The 15,644-nt window shown below is 42.8% G+C and carries 13 protein-coding genes, 1 other RNA gene and 1 other annotated feature; of the genes, 12 read left to right on the top strand and 2 right to left on the bottom strand.

The window, feature by feature from the left end; translation table 11 throughout:
• Positions 1–53: 53 nt before the first annotated feature.
• From BFI01S_RS23235 to BFI01S_RS02180, 5 genes are all read left to right on the top strand, one after another.
• Positions 54–230, top strand: a complete 177-nt coding sequence (locus tag BFI01S_RS23235) for a hypothetical protein (RefSeq protein WP_048010351.1) — start codon at positions 54–56, stop codon at positions 228–230.
• Positions 231–343: 113 nt separating this feature from the next.
• Positions 344–584, top strand: a binding site (T-box leader).
• Between the two features lie 130 nt (positions 585–714).
• Positions 715–1,989 (top strand): histidine--tRNA ligase, encoded by a 1,275-nt coding sequence (gene hisS, locus BFI01S_RS02195; RefSeq protein ID WP_061791145.1) that lies wholly within the window; start codon positions 715–717, stop codon positions 1,987–1,989.
• A 25-nt stretch (positions 1,990–2,014) separates the two neighbouring features.
• Positions 2,015–3,790: an aspartate--tRNA ligase gene (gene aspS, locus BFI01S_RS02190; protein WP_061791144.1), complete on the top strand. Its 1,776-nt coding sequence runs from the start codon at positions 2,015–2,017 to the stop codon at positions 3,788–3,790.
• A 187-nt stretch (positions 3,791–3,977) separates the two neighbouring features.
• Positions 3,978–4,165: non-coding RNA, 6S RNA (gene ssrS, locus BFI01S_RS02185), on the top strand.
• 262 nt (positions 4,166–4,427) lie between these two features.
• Positions 4,428–5,189: a tRNA threonylcarbamoyladenosine dehydratase gene (locus BFI01S_RS02180; protein ID WP_061791143.1), complete on the top strand. Its 762-nt coding sequence runs from the start codon at positions 4,428–4,430 to the stop codon at positions 5,187–5,189.
• 61 nt (positions 5,190–5,250) lie between these two features.
• On the opposite strand, the gene BFI01S_RS02175 is transcribed toward BFI01S_RS02180, so the two are convergent.
• Positions 5,251–5,778 carry a hypothetical protein gene (locus BFI01S_RS02175; RefSeq protein WP_061791142.1) on the bottom strand — a complete coding sequence of 176 codons (528 nt, stop codon included), beginning with the start codon at positions 5,776–5,778 and terminating at the stop codon, positions 5,251–5,253.
• A 177-nt stretch (positions 5,779–5,955) separates the two neighbouring features.
• On the opposite strand from BFI01S_RS02175, the gene BFI01S_RS02170 reads away from it, so the two are divergent.
• Positions 5,956–6,897: an ABC transporter ATP-binding protein gene (locus BFI01S_RS02170; protein WP_061791141.1), complete on the top strand. Its 942-nt coding sequence runs from the start codon at positions 5,956–5,958 to the stop codon at positions 6,895–6,897.
• Entirely contained in the window at positions 6,875–7,834 is a 960-nt protein-coding gene (locus BFI01S_RS02165) for an ABC transporter permease (RefSeq protein ID WP_061791140.1), read from the top strand. The genes BFI01S_RS02170 and BFI01S_RS02165 overlap by 23 nt, the downstream gene beginning before the upstream one ends.
• Before the next feature lie 37 nt (positions 7,835–7,871).
• Here the strand turns inward: BFI01S_RS02165 and BFI01S_RS02160 are convergent, their stop codons facing one another.
• Positions 7,872–9,137 carry a replication-associated recombination protein A gene (locus BFI01S_RS02160; RefSeq protein WP_115596849.1) on the bottom strand — a complete coding sequence of 422 codons (1,266 nt, stop codon included), beginning with the start codon at positions 9,135–9,137 and terminating at the stop codon, positions 7,872–7,874.
• A gap of 379 nt (positions 9,138–9,516) precedes the next feature.
• On the opposite strand from BFI01S_RS02160, the gene cymR reads away from it, so the two are divergent.
• The 5 genes from cymR to recD2 all read left to right on the top strand — a co-directional run bounded on the left by cymR (position 9,517) and on the right by recD2 (position 15,558).
• The gene (gene cymR, locus BFI01S_RS02155) at positions 9,517–9,936 is read left to right on the top strand and encodes a cysteine metabolism transcriptional regulator CymR (RefSeq protein WP_061791139.1); all 420 of its coding nucleotides are present in this window, start codon (positions 9,517–9,519) and stop codon (positions 9,934–9,936) included.
• 69 nt (positions 9,937–10,005) lie between these two features.
• On the top strand, positions 10,006–11,148 hold the full coding sequence (locus BFI01S_RS02150) for a cysteine desulfurase family protein (RefSeq protein ID WP_061791138.1): 1,143 nt from the start codon (positions 10,006–10,008) through the stop codon (positions 11,146–11,148).
• 59 nt (positions 11,149–11,207) lie between these two features.
• Positions 11,208–12,323, top strand: a complete 1,116-nt coding sequence (gene mnmA, locus BFI01S_RS02145; protein WP_061791137.1) for a tRNA 2-thiouridine(34) synthase MnmA — start codon at positions 11,208–11,210, stop codon at positions 12,321–12,323.
• Between the two features lie 116 nt (positions 12,324–12,439).
• Positions 12,440–13,105 carry a tetratricopeptide repeat protein gene (locus BFI01S_RS02140; RefSeq protein WP_061791136.1) on the top strand — a complete coding sequence of 222 codons (666 nt, stop codon included), beginning with the start codon at positions 12,440–12,442 and terminating at the stop codon, positions 13,103–13,105.
• Positions 13,106–13,131: 26 nt separating this feature from the next.
• Positions 13,132–15,558 (top strand): SF1B family DNA helicase RecD2, encoded by a 2,427-nt coding sequence (gene recD2 / locus BFI01S_RS02135; protein WP_061791135.1) that lies wholly within the window; start codon positions 13,132–13,134, stop codon positions 15,556–15,558.
• Positions 15,559–15,644 lie beyond the last annotated feature (86 nt).

Below are 15,644 nucleotides of genomic sequence, written 5' to 3'. Positions count from 1 at the left end.
TTCATCTGAAAATGGCAAGAATAGAACAGACTATATAAAAAAGGGTGAGCACAATGAGATTTGGAGAAAAAGGAATGTCAGCACAATCTGGTGAAAATCAGCTGTTCGGGGTAGATTTTCATGATTTTATACAAAAAGAACAGAACTCAAACATGATTGAACTCGCGTCAGAGTTTGGACTATCTCTCAGGGATGTAAGAAAACTGAAAAAAAGGCTGGAACGATCATAGCATTTTTTAGTCTTGACATTGGCGGAAATGCTCCGTATTATAATATAAATAAAATGACAAAACAATTAAATGTCTAGCTGCAGCGCCAGACCAAGGCGTTTCTGCTTTTCGATAATAAACCATTGATGGAGAAGAGTAGTTAAACCCCACATGAAAAGAGAGAGAATGCCGTCCGGCTGAAAGCATTCTCACATGATGATTTAACGAAAGAACACTTCGTAGGTTTCTCTCTGAAAAAGGCTTGATCCTTAGTAGGAGCTGAACGTTAACAGGCGTTAACTGTAAAAGAGGAAGTCTATTTATAGGCTTCAACTAGGGTGGCACCACGGGAAAAAACAGACTCTCGTCCCTTGTATTTAATATACAAGGAGGCGGGGGTTTTTTTATTTTGGCGATGCTTGCGAACATGGCTGATTTATTGGCTAAAGCGTAAAGGATCAATAAATTATACATAGTTATCATTTTGCATTAGGAGGTAATTTTCATGTCAATTCGAATACCGAGGGGAACGCAGGACATTCTGCCGGGAGAAGTTGAGAAATGGCAATTGATTGAAGAAAAGGCAAGGGAACTTTGTGAGAAGTTTCAATATCGTGAGATCAGAACACCTATATTCGAACATACAGAATTATTCCTGCGCAGTGTAGGAGACACCACGGATATTGTTCAAAAAGAAATGTACACGTTTGAAGACCGCGGCGGCCGCAGTCTGACCCTTCGCCCTGAAGGAACAGCTTCAACTGTAAGATCTTTTGTTGAGCACAAAATGCATGGCGATGCAAGTCAGCCTGTAAAGCTTTATTATATGGGACCTATGTTCCGTTATGAGCGCCCTCAGGCAGGACGTTTCCGCCAGTTTGTCCAATTCGGCGTCGAAGCGATCGGCAGTGCTGATCCGGCAATTGATGCGGAAGTAATTGCATTGGCAATGTCACTCTATAAAAGAATGGGTCTGCAAAAGCTTAAATTGATTGTGAACAGCCTGGGAGATAAAGAAAGCCGAACTGCACACAGAGAGGCCTTGGTCAACCACTTTAAGCCGCGGATCGGTGAGTTTTGCCAGGATTGCCAGAACCGTCTTGAGAAGAATCCAATGCGTATCCTGGACTGTAAACAAGACCGTGAACATGAACTTATGAAATCTGCTCCATCCATTATTGATTATTTAAATGATTATTCAAAAGCCTACTTCGAGAAGGTTCAAAAGTATTTAAAGAACCTGGATATTGACTTTACGGTCGATCCAAATCTTGTTCGCGGCCTGGATTATTATAATCATACGGCCTTTGAAATTATGAGTGATTCCGAAGGTTTCGGAGCAATTACTACTCTTTGCGGCGGCGGACGATACAATGGCCTCACTGAGGAAATTGGAGGTCCTGAAGCGCCTGGAATTGGCTTTGCTTTAAGTATCGAGCGATTCATTGCTGCTCTTGAAGCAGAAAAGGTCAATCTGCCTCTTGCTAGGAGCATTGATTGCTACCTTGTATCCCTTGGAGAGGAAGCAAAGGATTATACAGTCGGCCTTCTTCAAAAACTGCGGATGGCAGGATATTCTGCTGAAAGAGATTATCTTGACAGAAAAATTAAAGCACAGTTTAAAGCGGCAGACCGTTCAAATGCGAAATTTGTTGCTGTCCTGGGCGAAGATGAGCTTAAAGCCAATAAAATTAATGTTAAATCGATGGAATCAGGGGAGCAAACAGAGGTTGCACTTGATTCGTTTATAGAGAAATTCACAGCACTTTATCAATCATAAACTTGTGTTTACAGGAGGAATTAGTATGTATGGGCGAACGTATTTTTGCGGGGAAGTAACGGAAAAAGCTATAGGAGAAAAAGTAAGCTTAAAAGGCTGGGTGCAAAAGCGCCGGGATCTGGGCGGCCTGATCTTTGTGGATCTTCGTGACCGCACTGGCATTGTTCAGGTTGTATTCAATCCGGAAGTTTCCCCGGAAGCTCTTGCAGCGGCTGAAAAAATCCGCAATGAATTTGTAATTGATATAGAGGGAGAAGTAATTGCGCGTGAAGAAGGCACCATCAATGAGAATTTGAAAACAGGGCGCATTGAGATTAAAGCAGAGAAAGTGACGATCATCAATGAAGCAAAAACACCTCCTTTTGTCATTGATGATAAAACGGATGTTTCTGAAGATGTCCGCTTAAAATACCGCTATCTGGATTTGAGACGCCCGGTTATGTTCGAAACCTTTAAAATGCGTCATCAAGTTACTAAAGTAATGAGGGATTTCCTGGACAGCGAAGGATTTTTGGATGTGGAAACACCGATCTTAACGAAGAGCACCCCGGAGGGAGCCCGTGATTATTTAGTTCCAAGCCGTGTGCATCCAGGTGAATTTTACGCTCTTCCGCAGTCGCCGCAAATCTTTAAGCAGTTATTAATGGTAGGCGGATTTGAGCGCTATTACCAAATTGCACGATGCTTCCGTGATGAAGATCTTCGGGCAGATCGCCAGCCTGAATTTACTCAACTCGACATCGAAATGAGTTTCATGAGCCAGGAAGAAATCATCAGCCTGATGGAAAACATGATGGAAAAGATTATGAAAGAAGTAAAAGGCCATGATGTAAAGCTTCCATTTCCTCGCATGACCTATCAGGATGCCATGGACCGTTTTGGTTCAGATAAGCCGGATACACGCTTTGGGATGGAATTAACAGATCTGTCTGAGATCGTGAAAGAGTCAAGCTTCAAAGTATTTGCCGGAGCAGTAGCATCCGGAGGACAGGTGAAGGCCATTAATGTAAAAAATGGCGCAGGAAAGTACTCAAGAAAAGATATTGATGCCTTAACAGAGTTTGCAGCTGTTTATGGTGCAAAAGGGCTTGCGTGGTTAAAAGCGGAAGAGGACGGATTAAAAGGTCCGATTGCCAAGTTTGTCACTGAGGACGAGCAAAAATCATTCTATTCCGTACTATCGGTAGAACCGGGAGACTTGCTCCTATTTGTAGCAGATAAGAAGAATGTTGTCGCTGATGCACTTGGCGCTCTGCGCTTAAAGCTTGGTAAAGAGCTTGAGCTGATTGATCAAAGCAAATTTAATTTCCTTTGGGTTACAGACTGGCCGCTTCTTGAGTATGATGAGGAAGAAGGCAGATATTATGCAGCCCATCATCCATTTACCATGCCTGCAAGAGAAGATTTAGATCTTCTTGATAAGGATCCTGCTGGGGTCCGCGCACAAGCATATGACCTTGTATTAAATGGCTACGAGCTTGGCGGCGGTTCATTGCGTATTTTCGAAAGAGATGTTCAGGAGAAAATGTTCAGTGTGCTTGGCTTCTCAAAAGAAGAAGCTGTTGAACAGTTTGGTTTCCTTCTTGAAGCATTTGAATATGGCACTCCTCCGCATGGCGGTATTGCCCTGGGGTTGGACAGACTCGTGATGCTATTGGCCGGCAGAACAAACCTGAGGGATACAATTGCATTCCCTAAAACAGCCAGTGCGAGCTGTGTGCTTACAGAAGCTCCTGGGGAAGTCAGCCAGTCGCAGCTTAATGATTTGCATTTAGCACTTAATTTAAAAAAAAGTGAGTAATTTCCTATTTAATGGTTAAACGGAAGAAAAAATTCATTTTTCAGAAAATTAAACCGGGAAGTAACTCCTGACTTTTAGGCAGACTTTCTAATTTTAAGGAATAAAATGGATATATTTGTCCATATCACCTCCATTTCATCAGCTTGAAAAAGACGAAATCGTGTGATATGATCATATCAATAAATAAAGAGTCCTGATGTGTTCGTTGTAAAACCTGAAATTTTGACCAACATTATTCCTTCGGGAGTCCGGAGTTTTCCAGCAGCGTAAATGCCTCATGGATGAGGACTTACAAACGCAGGAAACAGGACACCCACCTGCTGAGTGCGGGTTCAAAACGAGGGCATCAACAGCGACGGCACGATTGGGACTCTTTAGTACATACGATATTTATAATCCATGCCAGCGGGCATGGTTTTTTTATTTGTCCTGTTAGTATGAATCACTGATAAGAAGATAAGTTTTAAATAAGATAATGCTGTGAACACTATTGGAGAGAAGTTTGAATTTAAGCTTAAATGTTAATATCATTAATCCCATAGAACTACTTGCTTTAAAAATCAAGTATGATATATTCATTATCGGGTATAAGAAAATACATGCTTATTAAATAACATCTGATGGAGTTGATATAAATATGCTTCACCAATTTTCCAGGAATGAATTGGCTATTGGCAAAGAAGGCCTCGAAAAAATGAAAAATAGCACCGTTGCAGTACTGGGCATCGGCGGAGTTGGTTCTTTTGCAGCGGAAGCATTGGCGCGTTCCGGCGTTGGCCGGCTTGTGCTGGTTGATAAAGACGATGTAGATATTACAAATGTGAACAGACAGGTCATCGCTTTATTATCCACTGTCGGGAAACCAAAGGTGGATTTAATGAAAGAAAGAATCAAGGATATCAATCCTGACTGTGAAGTTATTGCTTTGAAAATGTTTTATACAGAAGAAACCTATGAACAATTCTTCAATTACGGTCTGGACTTTGTAGTTGATGCTTCCGATACAATTGCCTATAAAATCCATCTAATGAAAGAATGCTTGAACAGAGGGATTCCAATGATCTCATGCATGGGTGCTGCCAATAAGATGGATCCAACCAGATTCCAGATTGCTGATATCTTCAAAACTCATACTGACCCGATTGCAAAGGTTATCCGCACGCGCCTGAGAAAAGAAGGAATCAGAAAAGGCGTTCCGGTTGTATTTTCAGATGAAAGCCCGATTGTAATCCGGGAAGATGTCCGAAAAACAGTAGGAAAAGATGATGCTGAAATCAGAAAGGCCAAAATGCCGCCATCTTCTAACGCATTTGTTCCTTCTGTTGCAGGTTTAATCATGGCCAGCTATGTAACCAGAGAACTCTTAAGCGATATAAAAATTGCACGTGTAAATGACTGAAAAGAGACCGGCCTTCTGAAGGCCGGTCTTTGCGCATGTTAATTTTCTTCAATCGCTTCAGTTAATGAACAGCTCTTTTCTCTTCTATGCTGTCATGCTTCAGCAGCTGGTCTGCTTCTTTCAGGATGCTTGCCATTTCCCCATATTGCAAAAGCTGATTTTTATATTCCGTTTCTTTTTCCTTCAACCTTTTAATTAACTCCTCATTTTGAAGTTTTAATTGCACTTGTTCTTCGTGCAGACATTTATTTTCCTTCATTTGATCTGGATCAGGCTGTGTTTTGGCGAAATTTCTTAAGAAGTGTATGACTTGAGCCAAGTTGGCGGGCGGAACAGTATCAGGAGTTTCATGTGTTTCATGTGTTAGAGAGCCTGCAGTATTCCTTGTGTTTTCTTCGGATCCATAATCTTCCCTTTTGGTTATGACCATGTTCCAGCGATATTGGCAGGCTGAAACTGTACGGCCCAGTTCGGTACTTGCCTTCTTAAAGGCTGATGCTTTTGAATCGCCATTTGATGTGTATTCGAGTACTGTCTCTTCGAGTAATTGATCCTCTTCCGGCTTCCATAAGTCTTTCCGTTCCTTCATTTCTTTGATCACCTCGAAAATACGATTGTTAGGCTTATCGTCACCTTAATAGATGAAAATATTCCATTCTCAGCCCGTGAAAGGTAAAATAGCAAGGAGCAAATCTAATTTTGATCCCGGCCTTAAAGACGTCTGCAAAATGGACAAAGCATTACCAGCTGGGAGGAGGATGAATACATGGATACTCTTGTAGAAATACAGGATGTTACAAAAGTGATTAAAGGAAGAACGATTATTGATTCTGTCAGCTTTGACGTGAAAAAGGGAGAGGTATTCGGTTTCCTTGGCCCAAACGGTGCAGGTAAAACCACCACTATTCGAATGCTGGTGGGCTTGATCGGCATTACTTCCGGGGACATAAAAATTCTTGGCAGCAGCATTAAAACAGATTTTGAAAAAGCGGTTTCCCATATTGGAGCCATTGTAGAAAATCCTGAGATGTATAAGTTTTTGTCAGGTTATCAAAATTTAATCCATTATGCACGAATGTCAAAAGGTGTGACAAAGGAGAAGATTGATGAGACTGTCGAGCTGGTAGGCCTGGCAGATCGGATACATGATAAAGTGAGGACATACTCACTTGGAATGAGGCAGAGACTTGGTCTGGCGCAGTGTCTTTTGCATGATCCCCAAATCCTCGTTCTGGATGAGCCTACGAATGGGCTTGATCCGGCAGGCATCAGAGAGATTAGGGATCATCTGAGGATGCTTGCGAGAGAGAGAGAAATGGCTGTCATTGTATCCAGCCACTTATTATCGGAAATGGAAATGATGTGCGACAGAATCGGCATTATTCAAAATGGGAAATTGATTGATGTTCAGCACATCAGTGATTTTGTACAGGGAAAAGAAAAGGTTTATGAAGTGGAAGTGGATGACCCTGATAAAGCACAAAGAATGTTAAAGGGGATATACCCTGAATTGCCGATACAGGTCACTGGAAACAGCGTGTTTCTTCCACTTGTCCGTGACGGAATACCTGAGATGGTAAAGGAGTTTGTAAGTACAGATATTAAAATATTTGCTGTCCGTGAAGTAACCAAAACATTGGAAGATCGCTTCCTGGAAGTTACTGAGTTCAAGGGAGGTGCCGGACATGCTCGGACTGATTCAAAATGAATGGATGAAGATTTTTAGGCGTCCGGGGACTTATGTCATGATTGGACTGCTTTTAATCATGACGACTGTTGCAGGCGCCTTTATAAAATATCAGGAAAGCGGGGGAACAGTCCCTGATAATATGGAATGGAAAAGGGGTTTGCAGACTCAGAACGAAAGCTATCAAAAACAGCTTGAAGAGATGGGGGAAATGGTTCCCAGAGACATGAAGGAACAGTATCAGAGAGAGATTGCCCTTAATGAATACCGAATTCAACATGATATTTCACCCAATGAGGAATACTCTATCTGGGGATTTGTATCCGATACCTCACAGCTGATTGAATTTGCCGGCCTGTTTACCATAATCATTGCCGGGGGGATCGTGGCGAGTGAGTTTACATGGGGAACCATCAAACTTCTTTTGATTAGGCCTATCAAAAGAGTGAAAATCCTGGGAGCAAAGTATATTACCGTGATTTTGTTCGGTCTGATGCTGCTGGCCCTCCTCTTCGGATATTCAGCACTTCTGGGCGGTCTCCTCTTTGGATTCCCTGAAAAAGCAATTCCTTTTTTATATTATTACAATGGGACAGTGGAAGAGCAAAGCATGGGACTTCATCTGATAGCTTATTATGGCCTTAAATCCATTAATATGCTTATGCTTGCAACCATGGCTTTTATGATTTCAGCAGTTTTCAGGAATAGCTCTCTGGCAATAGGACTTTCTCTGTTTCTGATGTTTATGGGAGGACAGGTAACAAGGCTGATTGCCATGAAGTATGAGTGGGCTAAGTACAGCCTTTTTGCCAATACAGATCTTCTTCAATATTTTGAAGGAGTGCCAATGGTTCAGGGAATGACGCTTGGATTTTCGATCATGATTATATTAATATACTTCCTGCTTTTTCAGGTGCTTGCATTTTATGTATTTAATAAAAGAGATGTTTCTGCTTAAAATAGCAAAAGGTCTGGCATCACAGCCAGACCTTTTGCTATTTAAGGAGTTTTTCATAAATTGATGCTAATGCCTGTTCAAATTTGCCTGTTTTCTTAGGCTGATAATATACCTTGTTTTTTATTCTGTCCGGCAGGTATTGCTGTTTGACCCAGCCCGTTTCATAGTCGTGAGGGTACAGATAGCCGATGCCTCTTCCAAGCTCTTTTGCACCTTTGTAGTGGGCGTCCTTCAGATGATCGGGGACTTCACCGCTTTTGCCTGCGCGAATATCTGCAATTGCAGAATCCAAGGCTTTGTATGCAGAATTGGATTTTGGAGATAAGCAAAGCTCTATGACCGCATTTGCAAGCGGTATCCTTGCTTCCGGGAATCCAATTCTTTCCGCTGTTTCAATGGCTGCAAGAGTTCTGGTCCCGGCTTGCGGCGATGCCAGTCCAATATCTTCATAGGCGATAACCAGCAGTCTTCTGCTTATGCTCTGCAGATCGCCTGCTTCAATTAATCTTCCCAAATAGTGCAGCGCAGCATTTACATCGCTTCCGCGGATAGACTTTTGAAATCCTGATAATACATCGTAATGGGCATCCCCATCTTTATCGTGAGTAAAGCCTTTGCGCTGAATGCATTCCTCAGCAACAGACAAGTCAATCTTAATGATGCCTTCTTCATCCTCTTTTGTTGAAAGCACAGCCAGTTCCAAGGCATTAAGCGAGCTTCTGACATCGCCATTTGAAGCAGTTGCCAGGTGTGTTAGAGCTTCATCGGTAACATCGGTATGTTTATTGCCAAGGCCCCGTTCCTTATCATGCAATGCCCTTGTCAGTGCCATTTTTATTTCATCTGCAGACAGCGGCTTCAGTTCAAAAATTTGACACCGGCTTCTGATCGCAGGATTTATTGCATGATATGGGTTGCTGGTTGTGGCGCCAATTAAAGTGATGCTGCCATTTTCCAGATAGGGAAGCAGAAAATCCTGTTTACCTTTATCCAGCCTATGGACTTCATCCAGCAGCAGAATAACCTTTCCCGACATTTTTGCCTCTGCTGCTACCACTTCCATATCTTTTTTATTATTAGTCACTGCATTTAAAGTGCGGAAAGCATATTGTGTGCTTCCTGCAATGGCGCTTGCAATCGACGTCTTGCCTATACCTGGAGGCCCGTACAGAATCATCGATGAGAGCTGCTTAGCCTGCACCATGCGATAAATAATTTTTCCTTCTGAAACAAGATGCTCCTGGCCGATGATTTCATCTATCGTTCTCGGCCTCATCCGGAATGCAAGAGGTTTAATGTTCAAAGTTATCACTCCAGCCTTTTGCCGGCAGCCTGCAGTCTGCCTATCAATTTTCAGCAAAGCTTTCGCTTTCTATTTAAGATACCATAACATTTCCTGCTGTGAAATCAATTAGACCGCCATTGCCAGCGTGCGGGGTTCAATCCCTTGCGCCCCTTTTCTCCCTAAAATATGCTATAATGTCAAAAGTCTATAATCTTACTAAGGATTTAATTTTCCATATAATGAAGCTGGTCTTTTGGGGTAATTTGGGATCAAGGTGGATTTCCGGAGCAGCTTTGCCGCAGTGCCAGGCTTTAACTGACCGATTTTTGGCAAAGCTTAAAGAAAAGGATATTTATTCGAATCAAATGCTTAAAGACAAGGATAGAGGTGCAAGCTGATGAAAATATCTACTAAAGGCCGTTATGGTTTAACTATAATGATTGAATTAGCTAAAAAGCATGGGGAAGGTCCCACTTCGTTAAAATCGATTGCCCAGACGAATGACCTGTCTGAGCACTATCTGGAGCAGCTTATTGCTCCGCTTCGGAACGCAGGTCTTGTTAAAAGCATCCGCGGTGCATACGGCGGATATATTTTAGGCAAAGAGCCGGCAAAAATTACCTCCGGGGATATCATCAGAGTTCTGGAAGGACCGATCAGTCCAGTAGAAGGAATTGAAGATGAAGAGCCTGCAAAGAGAGAACTGTGGATGCGAATTCGTGATGCTGTGAAAGATGTGCTTGATAACACAACGCTTGAAGATCTTGCCAGCCATACTGATACTGGCGAATCGGATGCTTATATGTTTTATATTTAGTCCTTTATAAGGGGATAATTCATATGTAAAAAAGCAAACAGCAGGATGAAATGAGGTAGGTGAAATAGATTGGAAAGAATATATCTTGACCATGCGGCAACTTCGCCAATGCATCCGGAAGTGATTGAACGGATGACTGAAATCATGAAATCTGAATATGGAAATCCCTCAAGCATTCATCATTTCGGGCGGAGGGCACGCCATATTGTCGATGAAGCAAGATTTGCTTTAGCAAACAGCATTGGTGCAAAAGCCAATGACATTATTTTTACAGGCGGCGGAACAGAAGCTGATAATCATGCGATTTTTGGAACGGCTGAATCCTGCCGCCATAGGGGCAAACACATTATCACAACCCAAATTGAACATCATGCGGTTTTGCATGCGTGTGAGGAGCTTGAAAGACAGGGCTTTGAGGTAACGTATTTGCCTGTTGATCCAAATGGGCGTGTTTCATTAAAGGACGTAGAAGATGCTTTGCGGGAGGATACCATTCTTGTAACCATCATGTACGGAAATAATGAAATAGGGACTCTTCAGCCGATTAAGGAAATAGGAGAGTTATTGGCAGAGCATCCTGCCAAATTCCATACCGATGCTGTTCAGGCTTATGGGCTTGAAAAAATTGATGTGCAGGAATTGAGAGTGGATTTGCTTTCCGTCTCCGCCCATAAAATCAATGGCCCAAAAGGGATCGGCTTTTTATACGCCCATCCTGATGTGAAGCTTTCTTCACGGCTATTTGGCGGTGAACAAGAAAGGAAGCGCCGGGCAGGAACAGAAAATGTTCCATCTATTGCAGGCTTCCAGGAGGCTGTCCGGATCACTCAGAAGGAGATGGAAGCTAAGCGGGAAGAGCTGCATTCTTTTAAGATGCTGTTCATGGATAAACTGAAGCAGGAAGAAGCTGTTTTTGAACTGAACGGATTGCTTGATTGTTCCCTTCCTCATGTTTTAAACTTAAGCTTTCCCGGAACAAATGTTGAAGCCATGCTGGTCAATCTTGATTTGGCTGGAATAGCAGCATCAAGCGGGTCGGCTTGTACTGCAGGCTCCATCGATCCATCCCATGTCCTTGTCAGCATGTTTGGAAAAGGATCAGATAAGCTGCAAAATTCCATCCGTTTCAGCTACGGCCTTTTTAATACAACAGAACAAGTCGAAAAAGCAGCTGTACAAACAGCCAAAATCGTGAAGCGGCTGGCTAAATAGATAAGGTAATGGAAACATGCACGTCTAAGTGTGGTTTCTGAAGATTTGAGGTGAAAGAGATGAAAAAAGATCCAAAGGATACCCGGGTAGTGGTTGGAATGTCCGGAGGCGTTGATTCTTCTGTGGCGGCTCTGCTTTTGAAGGAACAGGGGTATGATGTAATCGGCATCTTCATGAAAAACTGGGATGATACAGACGAAAATGGTGTTTGTACCGCTACAGAGGACTACAATGATGTCATCCGGGTATGCAACCAAATCGGCATCCCATATTATGCAGTCAACTTTGAAAAGCAATATTGGGACAAAGTATTTACCTACTTCCTTGAAGAATACAAGGCAGGGCGGACACCCAATCCGGATGTGATGTGCAATAAAGAAATTAAATTTAAGGCATTCCTTGAACATGCTATGAGCCTTGGCGCCGACTATCTGGCGACAGGACACTACGCCCGTGTGGAATTCAGGGATGGCGAATACAAAATGCTGAGAGGTCTTGATGATAATAAGGACCAAACATATTTCCTGAACCAGTTAACACAGGAACAGCTTGAAAAAGTAATGTTCCCGATTGGGGATATTGAAAAATCAAAAGTCCGTGAACTTGCAAAGGAAGCCGGATTGGCAACTGCAGCAAAGAAAGACAGTACGGGCATCTGCTTTATCGGTGAACGCAACTTTAAGGAATTCCTTGGGAACTACCTTCCGGCTCAGCCCGGAAACATGGAAACCATGGACGGAAAAGTTGTCGGCAAACACGATGGCCTCATGTATTATACGATTGGACAGCGGCATGGACTGGGCATAGGCGGAGCAGGTGAACCCTGGTTTGCAATCGGTAAAGACCTGAAGAGAAATGTCTTGTATGTGGGACAGGGCTTCCACAATGAACTGCTCTATTCTGACTCCATTATTGCTGTTAATACCAGCTGGGTGACTAATTCAGAACAGCCGCAGGAATTTGAATGTACGGCTAAATTCAGATATCGCCAGGCTGACAGCAGGGTAAAGGTTCAAATACTTGGAGATGGCAAGGTCAAAGTTACTTTTGAGGAGCCAATCCGGGCTGTTACCCCTGGTCAGGCGGTTGTCTTTTATAATGGAGACGAGTGCCTTGGCGGAGGAACAATTGATGAAATATTCAAGGATGGCAAACAGCTGGATTATGTCGGTTAAGAAAAGACTTGACCCCGATTCTTATCAAAGGATCGGGGTTTTATTACGGGAATAGAAGACAGCGGAAAAGCTGAATTCAAATATGCTATACTTTGATTTGAATGGAGTGATGAATAATGGATAAAAACCAAAAGGGTATTCAATATATGAAAGAAGGAAAATGGGAAGAAGCCGCGAAGGTTTTTATGGAAGCGATTGAAGAGAATCCTTCAGATCCTGTTTCATATATTAACTTTGGAAATGTGCTATCTGCTGTAGGAGAAAACGAAAAAGCGCTGAAGTTCTATGAAAAAGCAATAGGTCTTGATGAAAATGCCGGTGCTGCTTACTACAGTGCGGGAAATTTATATTATGAATTACAGCAGTTTGACGAAGCTAAAAAGATGTTTGAAACAGCATTGAAAAAAGGCCTGGAAACTGCAGATAATTTCTTCATGCTTGGCATGTCCCTTACTGCCCTTGACCAGGGCAGACTGGCTTTGCCTTATTTGCAGCGGAGTGCAGAGCTGAATGAAAATGACGCCGAAGCACATTTCCAATATGGATTATGCCTGGCACAGCTGGATTACATTGATGAAGCGATCCAGCAGATGAAAAAGTGCATTGAAATTGAGCCGGAGCATGCAGATGCTTATTACAATCTTGGAGTAGCATATGGATTTAAAGAAAAGGAAAATGAAGCACTTGCTTACTTTAATAAGGCACTGGGAATTCAGCCGGACCATATGCTTGCGGGCTATGGAAAAAAGCTGATTGAAAAGGGCGGCAGCGAATTGAATTAAAGTTGTTTTAAGGGGAGGGAAAGGCAATGGAAAAACAGGATTCCATGGATCTTTTTGCCGAACAGGGAAAGTTCATAAAAGGCAGACATCTGGTCACAATCTTTCATAATGAGCAAAACTTATATACGGTTGTGCGCATTCGGGTTGATGAAACGAATGACTCTTATGATGAAAAAGAAGCGGTCATTACCGGCTATCTGCCAAAGATGCATGAGCATGAAACCTATATTTTTTATGGTGAATTCAAAGACCACCCCAAGTTCGGCATCCAATTCCATGCAAGCCATTACAGGAAAGATCTTCCCCAGACGAAACAAGGCGTAGCCAATTATTTATCAAGTGAATTATTTAAAGGGATTGGCAAGAAAACCGCCGAGCAAATTGTCGAGACACTTGGAGAAGATGCGATTACTCGTATTCTTAACCAGCCGTCCCTGCTAGATAAAGTTCCCAAACTGTCACCTGAAAAAGCTAAATTGCTTTATGACACGCTTATGGAACACCAGGGCCTTGAGCAAGCCATGATTGCACTAAATCAATATGGTTTTGGCCCGCAGCTTTCCATGAGAATTTACCAGGTGTATAAAGAAATGACGGTTGAAGTCGTACAAAACAACCCTTATAAGCTGGTTGAGGATATAGACGGGGTCGGCTTTGGCAGAGCAGACGAACTGGGATATCAAATCGGCATATCAGGCAATCATCCTGACCGTATTAAAGCTGCCTGCCTATACATACTTGAAACGGAGAGTATGCAGGCAGGCCATGTTTATATTGAAGTAAAGCCTCTTCTGCAAAGTGTAAAGAAGCTGCTGGAAGAAAATAAGCGTGATGTGATTGAATACAGGGATATATCCAATGAACTGATTAAGCTTGAAGAGGAAGGGAAGATCATGGCTGAAGGCCAAAAAATTTTCCTTCCATCTCTTTATTTTTCCGAAAAGGGACTGGTAACCAATATCAAACGGATCCTAAAGCAAACCCAGTATGATGAACAGTTCCCGGAGTCGGAATTTCTTTTGGCCCTTGGAAATTTGGAGGAGCGCCTGGGTGTCCAATATGCCCCAACTCAAAAGGAAGCCATTCAAACAGCTCTTATGTCTCCTATGCTGATATTGACCGGCGGGCCGGGGACAGGAAAAACAACCGTTATTAAGGGGATTGTTGAATTATATGCCGAGCTGCATGGCTGTTCCCTGGAACCGAAAGATTATAAAAAGGAAGAGCCCTTTCCCTTCCTGCTGGCAGCCCCTACAGGAAGGGCAGCAAAACGGATGGCAGAATCAACGGGGCTGCCCGCTGTAACCATTCACCGTCTTCTTGGCTGGAATGGGACTGAAGGATTTGACCGGCACGAGGAGAGTCCATTAGAAGGCAGGATTTTAATTGTAGATGAAACATCAATGGTTGATGTTTGGCTTGCAAATCAGCTTTTCAAGGCTCTTCCTGAAAATATGCAGGTGATCCTGGTTGGTGATGAAGACCAGCTGCCTTCAGTAGGTCCCGGCCAGGTTTTGAAGGATCTTTTGCGGTCAGAACGCATTCCAACTGTCCGTTTAACAGATATATACAGACAGGCCGAAGGATCCTCAATTATTGAATTGGCCCATGAAATGAAAAAAGGCAAGCTTCCTGCGAACATCTCTGCGCAGCAATCGGATCGTTCATTTATCAAATGCCAGCCGGGTCAAATTGCGGATGTTGTTGAAAAGGTTGTACTGAATGCCAAAAAGAAAGGTTATTCTTCCAAAGATATTCAGGTGCTTGCCCCAATGTACCGGGGACCTGCAGGAATCGACAGACTAAACGAAATACTGCAGGAAATACTGAATCCAAATCCCGATGGAACGAGGAAAGAGCTGTCCTTTGGTGATGTGAAATACAGAATTGGCGATAAGGTCCTTCAGCTTGTCAACCAGCCTGAGAACAATGTTTTTAACGGGGATATGGGTGAAATTGTTTCTATTTTTTACGCAAAGGAAAATACGGAAAAACAGGATATGATTGTCGTATCCTTCGATGGTGCGGAAGCTGCATACACAAGGCAGGATCTGAATCAGATCACTCATGCTTACTGCTGCTCTGTCCATAAATCGCAGGGAAGTGAATTTCCGATCGTCATTATGCCTGTTGTTAAAAGCTATTACAGGATGCTGAGAAGAAATCTCCTTTATACCGCCATTACCCGCAGCAGACAATTTTTGATCCTTTGCGGCGAAGAAGATGCATTGAAAATCGGTGTGGAACGTGCTGAGGAACAGGCCCGCCTGACCACTCTTTCCGAAAAGCTGAGAGATGCAATCCTATCTAATGATGAAACAGGGCTTGAAGATACAGCGGAGTCTTCTCTGACAGAAACACTTTCTCTAGAAGAAAAGCTTCTCCAAGCTGATCCAATGATAGGAATGGGAAATATAACACCGTATGATTTTTTGGAAAAAGAATATAGCTAAGAAGAGCAGTCTACAATAAAAGACTGTTCTTTTTGTATATCTAAGCGATCGACGTGCAATTTGGCGGTTTAATCAAAAATATAAAA

The sequence above is a fragment of the Cytobacillus firmus NBRC 15306 genome (assembly GCF_001591465.1).
Classification (GTDB): domain Bacteria; phylum Bacillota; class Bacilli; order Bacillales; family Cytobacillaceae; genus Cytobacillus; species Cytobacillus firmus.
Note: the sequence above shows the minus strand (reverse complement) of the source record. Positions and strands in the feature narration are given on the sequence as shown.